This window comes from Flavobacterium sp. (assembly GCF_044338735.1).
Taxonomy (GTDB): domain Bacteria; phylum Bacteroidota; class Bacteroidia; order Flavobacteriales; family Flavobacteriaceae; genus Flavobacterium.
Window position 1 is genome coordinate 21,055 of record NZ_JBIIWV010000005.1, and the last position, 10,211, is coordinate 31,265.

At 33.9% G+C, this 10,211-nt stretch carries 10 protein-coding genes; all 10 read right to left on the reverse strand.

From position 1 onward, the window contains the following. Nucleotides 1-32: 32 nt before the first annotated feature. Nucleotides 33-467 carry a dUTP diphosphatase gene (gene dut, locus ACIQZC_RS00895; protein WP_396137352.1) on the reverse strand — a complete coding sequence of 145 codons (435 nt, stop codon included), beginning with the start codon at nucleotides 465-467 and terminating at the stop codon, nucleotides 33-35. 1 nt (nucleotide 468) lies between these two features. After that, nucleotides 469-1,926 carry a lipopolysaccharide biosynthesis protein gene (locus ACIQZC_RS00900; RefSeq protein ID WP_396137353.1) on the reverse strand — a complete coding sequence of 486 codons (1,458 nt, stop codon included), beginning with the start codon at nucleotides 1,924-1,926 and terminating at the stop codon, nucleotides 469-471. A gap of 31 nt (nucleotides 1,927-1,957) precedes the next feature. Then, nucleotides 1,958-2,407, reverse strand: a complete 450-nt coding sequence (locus tag ACIQZC_RS00905) for a hypothetical protein (RefSeq protein WP_396137354.1) — start codon at nucleotides 2,405-2,407, stop codon at nucleotides 1,958-1,960. A 5-nt stretch (nucleotides 2,408-2,412) separates the two neighbouring features. Then, a complete protein-coding gene (locus ACIQZC_RS00910; protein ID WP_396137355.1) occupies nucleotides 2,413-2,838 on the reverse strand; it encodes a GNAT family N-acetyltransferase in 426 nt (141 codons plus the stop codon). Between the two features lies 1 nt (nucleotide 2,839). Continuing rightward, the gene (locus ACIQZC_RS00915; RefSeq protein ID WP_396137356.1) at nucleotides 2,840-5,179 is read right to left on the reverse strand and encodes a prolyl oligopeptidase family serine peptidase; all 2,340 of its coding nucleotides are present in this window, start codon (nucleotides 5,177-5,179) and stop codon (nucleotides 2,840-2,842) included. Nucleotides 5,180-5,384: 205 nt separating this feature from the next. Beyond that, a complete protein-coding gene (locus tag ACIQZC_RS00920) occupies nucleotides 5,385-5,768 on the reverse strand; it encodes a hypothetical protein (RefSeq protein WP_396137357.1) in 384 nt (127 codons plus the stop codon). Further along, nucleotides 5,758-6,123, reverse strand: coding sequence for a DUF6864 domain-containing function (locus ACIQZC_RS00925; protein WP_396137358.1), 366 nt, complete (start codon nucleotides 6,121-6,123; stop codon nucleotides 5,758-5,760). Before ACIQZC_RS00925 ends, ACIQZC_RS00920 begins: the two co-directional genes overlap by 11 nt. A gap of 340 nt (nucleotides 6,124-6,463) precedes the next feature. Next, a complete protein-coding gene (locus ACIQZC_RS00930; protein ID WP_396137359.1) occupies nucleotides 6,464-7,114 on the reverse strand; it encodes a hypothetical protein in 651 nt (216 codons plus the stop codon). 637 nt (nucleotides 7,115-7,751) lie between these two features. Next, nucleotides 7,752-8,609 (reverse strand): ATP synthase F1 subunit gamma, encoded by an 858-nt coding sequence (gene atpG / locus ACIQZC_RS00935; protein WP_396137360.1) that lies wholly within the window; start codon nucleotides 8,607-8,609, stop codon nucleotides 7,752-7,754. Nucleotides 8,610-8,688: 79 nt separating this feature from the next. Beyond that, nucleotides 8,689-10,211 (reverse strand): F0F1 ATP synthase subunit alpha (atpA, locus tag ACIQZC_RS00940; RefSeq protein WP_396137361.1); only part of this gene is annotated, 1,523 nt, incomplete at its 5' end.

Below are 10,211 nucleotides of genomic sequence, written 5' to 3' on the forward strand. Positions count from 1 at the left end.
TTTTGTCCATTCCCCCTTTGGGGGCTAGGGGGCTATTTCACCCCAGTACTACCAAAACCGCCTTCACCTCTTGAGGTTTCAGATAATTCGGTTACTTCAAGCCATTCGGCGCGTTCGTGTTTGGCAATGATTAATTGTGCAATGCGTTCACCGTTTTCAATTACGAAATCTTCAGTGGATAAATTTACTAAAATCACACCAATTTCTCCTCGATAATCAGCATCAACTGTACCTGGCGAATTTAAAACGGTGATTCCTTTTTTGGCTGCTAAACCACTTCTTGGGCGTACTTGCGCTTCATAACCAATAGGTAATTCAATAAAAAGGCCGGTTTTTACAATGGTTCTTTCTAATGATTTTAAAGTGATGGGTTCTGAAATATTCGCACGTAAATCCATTCCTGCCGAAGCTATGGTTTCATAATTAGGTAGCGCGTGACTCGATTTGTTGATGATTTTAATTTGCATATTATTTTCTTCTGATGATCTTTAAAATAGTTTCTTTTTCGTTTCGGTAGACAAAGTAAGCAAAAAAGAATATTGAGGCAATACCAAATAGATACGTTTCGCGTAAAATAGGCACATAAAATGAAATTCCAGAAAGCACAATGGCTAATCCTAAATACGTGAAAATCGATTTTTTATCATAGGGAATTGGATATTTCTTTTGTCCCATATAATAGGAAATAAACATCATGGTTCCATAAGCGAAAATAGTGGCAATTGCCGAACCCATGTAACTAATTATTGGAATTAAAAGTACGTTTAACGCTAAGGTTACTATTGCCCCTACGATTGAAATATAAGCTCCAATCTTCGTTTTATCGATCAGTTTGTACCAAACGGATAAATTGGTGTAAATGCCTAAGAAGAAATTGGCCAAAACAATTAAAGGCACAATCTCCATTGCGGTCCAATAGCTTTCTTTTGGGACTAAAAATAATTTTATTACATCGGCAAAAACAATAACCCCTAAACAAATGAAGGATCCAAAAATGACAAAATATTTCGTAATTGTAGCATAAGTTTGTGGCGCATTTTCATTCTTAGCATGACTGAAGAAAAAAGGTTCGATTCCTAAAGTATAAGCCGTTCTGAACAACACCATAAACATTCCTATTTTATAACAAGCGGAATAAGCTCCAATGTCTGCCATATCCACATGCATCCAATCCAAAAGGATTTTATCAAAATGCTCGTTAATGGCAAAAGCAATTCCGGCCACAAGAATAGGCAAACCATACTGCATCATTTTCTTCCATAAATCAGTATCAAACTGCCATTTGATTTTGAAATAATCGGGTAAAACGAATAACAAGGTAACTAAACTGGCTATTAAATTAGAAACAAAAATATAACCTATTTGAAAGTCTTCATAATAGATGGATTGTAAAAAAATATTATCTGAATTTGTTGCTAATTTTGGTAAAAATGCCAAGAAAAAAATGTTCAGTGATAAATTTATTACAACATTTGAAATCTTAATTACTGCATATTTTACAGGACGACCTTCAGCTCTAATTTTTGAAAACGGAATAATAGCCAAAGCATCTAAAGCTAAAATCCAAATGGTGAAAACGATGTATTCAATCTTAAATTCAGACCAAAGCGCTAAGTTTTTTCTGAAAAGTAATAATACCGCAAAAAATATAATCGTGGACCAAAACATAGAAATGGTCGCGGTTGAAATGACTTTGTTTTTGTTGGATTCTGAATTATAAAAACGGAAAAAAGCTGTTTCCATTCCGTAAGATAAAACCACGTTAAAAAAGACTAAATAAGAAAAAATTACAGATACTTCTCCATATTCTTTATTAGGCAAATAATCTGTATACAATCTTACTAAGAGAAAACTTAGCATTCTTGGAAATACAGTAGCTATGCCATAAATTGCAGTTTGTTTTAAAAGACTTTTACCTGAACTCAAATTATTTGTTTTTTTAGATTAACAAATGTAATTAAAACTTTGGTTTTGCCGAAGGATATTCGAGCATTGGTTTTTCGGTAACCTGTTTAATTTTAACATTAAATTCTTTTCCCTTTTCTGAAAATAGTAAAATAGCCTCGTTTTCCGCTAAGGTTAAAGCATTTTTAGGACTGGTGTAAATTTGGGAATCGTCACCGTCAAATTTTTGTTGATTGCCTTCGGTTTTTATTCTTGCGATAAAATGAAGGTCATCCATTTTCTCAAAAGGAACCTCATATCCTCTGAAAATTACTTTTTTAAGTTCGATTTCTTTGTTTAATGGTGTTTTCAAATCAACATAAAAATTGATGCCACTTCCACCACCACGCACACCTGCGACCCAAGTTTCAAAAGAAGCTTGAAGGGTTTCTTGAAGGGCTTTTTTCTGACTTGAACAGCTTATCATTGTTATCGAAAATAGTAGTAAAAGTAATCGCTTCATGTTTTTTAATTTAAAAATTTGATGAAATGAAATCCTTTCGGCACAAAACCATGATTCATATAAAATTTGTGTGCGCCAAAATTTGTAGAAAAAGCATCTAAAACAATCATCTTACAATCTTCATCAATGGCTTTCTGATTCAAATAGTTGGTCATAATACTTCCAATTCCGTTCGAACGAAAATCTTCATGCACCACCACGTTATCCATTTCTAGATATTTTCCACTCCATAGTTTAGTTCCTATCCAAAATCCTGCCAAAGCTATCGAAATTCCGTTTTCTACGACAATTAACTGTTTATAATTATTTGGAAGCATGGCGCTCAATAAATCCTGGTACTTTTCGGTCGAATAATCGGGGTAGAGTTGTTGAATGAGGGAAAAGTGCTCCATCATTTCATCAATTGTAGTCAATTCAATTAACTGCTGCATTTTATTTTTCTAATAAATTTTCGTTGAATAAATTTAAAATTCTTTGGTATTCGTCTACCCAAGAATAGGTTCTTTTAAATCCGTGCGCTTCTACTGGAAACACAGCTAAATCCCAATCTTTTTTACCCAGTTCAATGAAGCGTTGTGTCAATCGAACAATGTCTTGAAATTGCACGTTATCGTCTACCATTCCGTGAAGCATTACTAACTTGTCTTGTAAATTATCCGCAAAATAAATGGGTGAACTTTTTTTATAGGCATCTGGATCGGTTTCTGGAAAATTCAAAATGTTTGACGTATACCCGTGATTGTAATGCGCCCAATCGGTTACCGAACGCAAGGCTGCACCTGCTTTGAATTCGGCTGGTTTGGTCAACAATGCCATCAAGGTGATGAATCCGCCATACGAACCTCCGTATATTCCCACTCGATTGGTGTCAATTCCTAAATTTTGCACCAAATAATTCTTTCCATCCAATTGGTCCGACAAATCTTTTCCGCCCATGTGACGATAAATTCCAGTTCTAAAATCGCGACCATAACCATCACTCGCTCTGTAATCGATATCTAAAACGGTATAGCCCAAATCGGTTAACAAATTGTGAAACATATATTCTCTGTGGTAGGTGCTCCAATAATTGTGTGCGTTTTGCAAATAACCGGCGCCGTGTACAAAAATGACTGCGGCTTTGTTCTTGTTTTCTGCTTTTGGTTGGTACAAACGCGCATACACATTCGTTCCGTCTTCGGCTTTAAAAGTGATGACTTCTGGCGTTTTCCAATTGTATTTGTTGAATGCTGGCGTAGTGGAAAACGTAATTTGTTTCAATTCGGCATTTGGTTTATTGGTTCCCACATACAATTCCCACGGTTTGTTTTTATAGGAATAACGGACTAAAAGTGTTTTTTCATCGGGCGAAAGTTCTACTTCATAATTGCCATCTTTCGTTACAATTCCCGTCATTTTTTTGGAAGCAATGTCCAATTTATAAAAACTTCTGTTGCCTGGATGTGTTGTAGTGGTTGTGAGGTAAAAGGATTTGGTGTCATTCGATAATTGTACATTGCGAACTTCCCAATTGCCTTTTGTTACCGCATCTTTTTTCTTGGTTTTTAAATTATAGGTATACAAATGCGAGAAACCCGTTGCTTCCGATTGAAAATAAAAAGTCGCATTATCAATAAAACCTAATGTTCCGCCACTAAAACTATAGCCCGGAATTCCTGGACCGCCAATCCAAGCGTCGTCGTGTTGATGGTCTAACTCGGTAATGGTTCCTGAAGCTACATCCAATTGCACAATCCAGCGGTGTTTGTTGTCTTGACTTCTGATTTCCAACACGGCATTTTTTCCGTCTTGGCTGTACACCGGACTCATCATGACAATTGCGGTTTCATAATCCGATTTGTCTTTTAGATTTTCGTAGTCTTGATAGTATTTTGGTGCGTCTTTGATTCCGGTTAAATTAGAAAACGAAACGTAATACGTAGTGTCTTTTGCAACATTGAAAATTCCGAATTTGTGTTTACTGAAATTATCCGTCGATACTTTTGAACGTGCTTTTTTGCTTTGGGTAAACCCATCATCGGTAATGAAATGTTCTACATTAGTTGCAGTTTCAGTAGGATAATCTGAAATTCTAAAGGTTACAAATTTTCCATCGGGTGATGCTTTTATTTGCTCTAACGAAGATTTATCGTAGAAAATTTCTTTGGGAAACTTCTCTTTTTTGGATTTGGATTGCGTTGCATACCATGCGTCTGCTTTTGCTTCATCGCGTACAAACTGAAATAATTCCTTTTGTTGGTCTTTCAAGAACGAATCTTCTTCTTTTGCTTTATTTTCTTTTCCTGATTTAAAATTGGTCAACATCACCATCGAAAAATCTTTGGTATTGAATTGATATAGATTTCTATTTTGCTGAAAGAAAACAATATCCGGAGTAGTACTTCTTTGAACTGCAGTAATTCGGTCAGCAGATTGGATGATTTTCTTAGCCTTTTTTGTGGATTTGGTATACGCATACAAAACGCCTTGATTGGTATAATACACCACATCGTAGTCTTTTTGCGCTGCGATGAAATCAACATCGTAAATAGGATTTGGACTACTAACTTTTTGAGGTGATTTACTCGATTTGTTCCAATAATACGTGCTGTTATCGATTTCGTTATTTGGATTCCAATCGAATAAAACGGTTTGCCCATCGATAGACCAACGGTGATTATCGGGTTGGTGCCCTATAAATTCGTCGCCTTTCATGATGTCTTCTAAACGAAGATTTTGTGCCGAAGCGAAAAAGGTAAAAAGTAGTAAGAAGAAACCGCAGTATTTTTTCATTGGAAATTAGTTTGTTACTTACAAATATACCAATAAAAGTAAATGAGGGAAAAGGTTTTGTGAATTGAAGTGTTTTTGATGATTTTTTTTGAGGGCACGGAATGCAATTCCGAGCCATCGGGTATATAAAAAAATTATATTGTTATACAAATACCACGCGAAAGGATTCGCGCGGGAGCGGGGCAAAACGGCTGTTAGCAGCAGTTTATTGTATTTTATACTTTGGTCTTTGTTTTATACTGTTTATTAAAACGGTACAGCTATTGGTAGATTTGTACCAAAAAATAGAAAATATAAAAGCAATTATTAAAGCTACGCTAGCGGCTAAGGAATTCCAAAATATTTCAGGATTTAAAGTGCTAACTTTAGAATATTCTATAAAGGCATTTATTGCACATGGAACGCCAATCCCAAATCCAAAAAGTGATATATCTTTCCACAATGATGTAGAACCAGTTTCCAAGATAATCAATTCAGCAGGAGTGATGCTATAAAAAGTTTTATCTAAGTCAATATGAATTAGCGTTTGTTGCGCTGCATTATTTAAGTCTTCAATGTTTATAATACTATTTTGCTGATTATTTACCATTTCCAACCTCCTTTCCTAATAGCCAATTATAATGCATTGTTTGACCTGCGCCTTCCAAGTGATATATTCTATAACTAAATAAAAGTTCTCGCTTATTGAATGTCCCAACCGTTATTGGTTTAAAACTGCCAGTGCCTAAATTATTATTAAAATTTATAAATGTAAATTTTGCACCATTTGTTTCATAACTTTCAACATTAATCTTCTTTTCTGTTACCTCAGGATCATTTTTAAAAATAAATCTAATAATGAAACCTTTTGCGTCTTCATTTATGAAAAAATCTATAGGTTCATCGATGATAGAGATAACTGTTCCCTGAGTTAGAATTTCATAATTTCCAACTTTTATTTCCATAATATGCATTTTTAAATTGCTGCTAACGTTTGGCAGCTTGTTGCAGTAGCGGTAAAATATATCAAAACTTTTGATAAATCACTAACCATTTCAAGTACAATAGCGCCTTTCAGTTTTGCTCGAAAGCCGCTATTGCCCCATACAATTGTTGTATGATGCTATTGATTTTTATATTTGAAACTAAATAATTTATAAATAATAAAAACTAATACTTGAAATAAAAATATACCAAAAATAAAATTTGAAATTCTATTTTGACCACTAACTAAATAATTAATTCCTAATAAAAGAATTATAAATAGGGAAATTACCCAAATAACTTCAAACTTTTTCATAATCATTAATTTAAAGCGTTTCTTAAACCACAAGTTATTGCTAAACCTGCCACAAATGCTGGACCAGAAATTGTTGCAGCAGCTTGACATCTCCAATCTTGACTACATACGTCAAAGCCACACTGCATACATTTTGAAAAAGTTAATGTGCCGCAGTCAAAATCTGCAGGGTATGGGGCTTTTGACAAAGAATTTGTATCTATAGGGTTATGTTTTGTTATATCTTTTAAACCATTGTTTGAATTAATGCTAAATTCATACAAAACTTTATTATTTAAATTTGTTACAATATATTTATTAGTTTTAGCATCGATATTGAACTTTTCTACAATTGTATAAATTTTGCTATTATTCTTATCATAATATCCTAAAAATTTATTTTGATTGTTTTCAAATTCTACAAGATAAAATTTTAAATCCTCAATAAAATCAAAAGATGTTCGTTGAATATTATTGAAATTAAAAGACATATTCTTTTCTTCGAATTGCTCTAAATCTGATTTTACTTTTTGCCCAATGTCAGAATCTTTACCAATTTTATCTACTGATAAATTTTTGAAAGCTGAAATTCTTGTTATTGATTCATCGTTTTCTGAACATGAGTTAAGTGTAAAAATTAAAAGACTAAAAGCAAAGGTTAAAAATGTTTTTTTCATTATTTCTAAATTTATAGTCATCTTAAATAGATAACTGATTATTGATTTCTTATTATCTTATTGATAATGTTTTATTCATTCTACTGTAAATACAAATTAATAAGTAGTAGAAAATCTTTTTAATTGCATATTTGAGTTGATAAGACTCATTTTTTATCGATACGTTGTTAAATAGTTTCATACTACTTGTATATATACTCAGTTTTTACTGTTTTGTTGAGCAAAGCCATCTGTTTTTGAGTAGCTATGCTCAACTATGGTTATATCGTATTAATTAACCAAACATAGTAATTATTTTTAAAATTAGCAACTATAAGTAACTAATTTTAATTTATTAATACTATAAATTGTGTTGAAGCGGTTGCGTTTTTTTATCCTTCTAGGGCAATTGTTTCTTTTCTCTAGGGCAATGACATACTTTCCCTAGGGCAATTAATTTATTGCTGTACAGCAATTATAAAATAGAACAAGTTAAAACGAAATAAAGTAACGGTTAAAAGCAGTTTATAAAGTAAAAGAAACTACTGCTGGGCAATGTTTCTTAATTTTAAGGAGTAGTACAAGAATTTGTTACCCATGAATATAAAACAAAAAAGTCCCGAATAAATCGGGACTTTTAATATTGTTTTGACTAAAATTAGCTTTTCAACGCCTCTGCTCCACCAACGATCTCTAAGATTTCGTTTGTAATAGCCGCTTGACGCGCTTTGTTGTAGGTTAATTTTAATTGGTCTCTTAATTCTGTAGCGTTATCGGTTGCTTTATGCATTGCGGTCATACGCGCTCCGTGTTCTGCTGCAAATGAATCTCTAATTGATTTGTACAATTGTGTTTTTAATGATTTTGGAATCAAAGTCAACACAATTTCTTCTTTAGAAGGTTCAAAAATATAATCAGATGCTACTACTTCGCCACCCACAATTGGAGCTAAAGGTAAAAACTGTTGAGTTCTTACAATTTGAGTTGCCGCATTCTTAAATTCGTTGTAAACGATTTCGATTTTATCGTAATCACCTGCTACAAATTTATCCATTAATTGTTGTGCAATATCTGAAGCATTTTCAAACGTTAATTGGTCAAAAATAACATTGTTAACTTCGATTACGTTATTAGTTTTACGCAACACATCGTTTCCTTTTTTACCAATAGCAAAAATATCCACTTGTTTTCCAGCATACGTATCAGCTACTGCTTTTGCTTGTTTGATTACATTGGTATTAAACGCGCCACACAAACCTCTGTTTGAAGTAATTGCCACGATAAGTACTTTTTTTACTTCTCTTTGAGCTGTAAAAGCACCGCCCACTTCTCCTTCTAGCGTTGCACTTAAGTTTTGTAATAGTTCGGTTAGTTTTTCTGCATAAGGGCGCATCGCTGTAATAGCATCTTGCGCTTTTTTTAACTTTGCAGCAGAAACCATTTTCATCGCCGATGTAATTTGCATCGTAGATGAAACAGAAGTAATCCTATTACGTATTTCCTTTAAGTTTGCCATATTAATTTGGAAATTAGGAAATTTGAAAATTTGAAAATGAATTAATCCATCTTCAAATTCTCAAATTCTCAAATTGTTATTAATTATATTTTGCTGAAATTTCTTTCGCTACTTTTTCTAAAACGTCAGTGATGTTGTCATCAAACTTACCTGCTTTAAGTGCGTCTAATGTATCTCTGTGTTTTGCGTTTAAGTATTCTAAGAAATCTTTTTCAAATTCTTTAACTTTATCAACGGGTACATTACGCAACAAGTTTTTAGAACCTGCATAAATAATTGCCACCTGATCTTCAACTGTAAAAGGAGAGTTTAAACCTTGTTTTAAGATTTCAACGTTTCTTTTTCCTTTTTCAATTACGTTTAAAGTAACCGCATCTAAGTCAGAACCAAATTTTGCAAACGCTTCTAATTCACGGAATTGCGCTTGGTCTAATTTTAAAGTACCTGCTACTTTTTTCATTGATTTAATTTGTGCATTACCTCCAACACGAGATACCGAAATACCTACGTTAATTGCAGGACGAACTCCAGAGTTGAATAAATCACCATCTAAGAAAATTTGTCCGTCTGTAATCGAAATTACGTTGGTTGGGATATAGGCAGAAACGTCACCCGCTTGTGTTTCAATAATTGGTAACGCTGTTAACGAACCACCACCTTTAACGATTCCTTTTATAGAATCTGGTAAATCGTTCATGTTTTTAGCGATTTCGTCGTTGTTAATTACTTTACAAGCTCTTTCTAATAAACGAGAGTGTAAGTAGAAAACGTCTCCAGGATATGCCTCACGTCCTGGTGGTCTTCTTAATAAAAGAGACACCTCACGGTACGCAACTGCTTGTTTAGATAAATCATCATAAACAATCAACGCTGGACGACCAGAATCTCTAAAATATTCACCAATTGCAGCACCTGCCATAGGAGCATATACTTGCATTGGAGCTGGATCAGAAGCATTTGCAGCAACAATAACCGTATAAGCCATTGCGCCTTTTTCTTCTAACATTTTTGCGATTCCTGCTACAGTTGAAGCTTTTTGCCCAATTGCAACATATATACAGAATACAGGTTGACCTGCATCGTAAAATTCTTTTTGATTTAAGATGGTATCAATACAAACGGTTGATTTACCCGTTTGACGGTCACCAATAACCAACTCACGTTGTCCACGACCTACAGGAATCATTGCATCTACTGCTTTTACTCCGGTTTGTAATGGTTCTGTTACCGGTTGACGGAAGATAACTCCAGGCGCTTTTCTTTCAAGCGGCATTTCAAATAATTCGCCACCGATTGGACCTTTACCATCAATTGGTTCTCCTAGTGTGTTTACAACACGACCTACTACTTGTTCTCCTACTTTAAGAGAAGCAATACGTTGTGTTCTTTTTACTGTTGAACCTTCTTTGATTCCTGTTGATGGTCCTAAAAGTACCACCCCAACATTGTCTTCTTCTAAGTTCAATACGATAGCTTCTAATCCGTTTTCAAATTGTACTAACTCTCCATATTGAGCGTTTGATAATCCGTAAACACGAGCGATACCGTCTCCAACTTGAAGTACAGTTCCAACTTCTTCTAACGATGCACCAGATTCAAAAC

Coding starts and splice junctions, on each gene's coding strand:
- ACIQZC_RS00915 (WP_396137356.1), bottom strand. CDS start 5,179: ATGAAAAAATACTGCGGTTTCTTCTTACTACTTTTTACCTTTTTCGCT.
- ACIQZC_RS00920 (WP_396137357.1), bottom strand. CDS start 5,768: ATGGTAAATAATCAGCAAAATAGTATTATAAACATTGAAGACTTAAAT.
- atpG (WP_396137360.1), bottom strand. CDS start 8,609: ATGGCAAACTTAAAGGAAATACGTAATAGGATTACTTCTGTTTCATCT.
- ACIQZC_RS00930 (WP_396137359.1), bottom strand. CDS start 7,114: ATGAAAAAAACATTTTTAACCTTTGCTTTTAGTCTTTTAATTTTTACA.
- ACIQZC_RS00905 (WP_396137354.1), bottom strand. CDS start 2,407: ATGAAGCGATTACTTTTACTACTATTTTCGATAACAATGATAAGCTGT.
- dut (WP_396137352.1), bottom strand. CDS start 467: ATGCAAATTAAAATCATCAACAAATCGAGTCACGCGCTACCTAATTAT.
- ACIQZC_RS00910 (WP_396137355.1), bottom strand. CDS start 2,838: ATGCAGCAGTTAATTGAATTGACTACAATTGATGAAATGATGGAGCAC.
- ACIQZC_RS00925 (WP_396137358.1), bottom strand. CDS start 6,123: ATGGAAATAAAAGTTGGAAATTATGAAATTCTAACTCAGGGAACAGTT.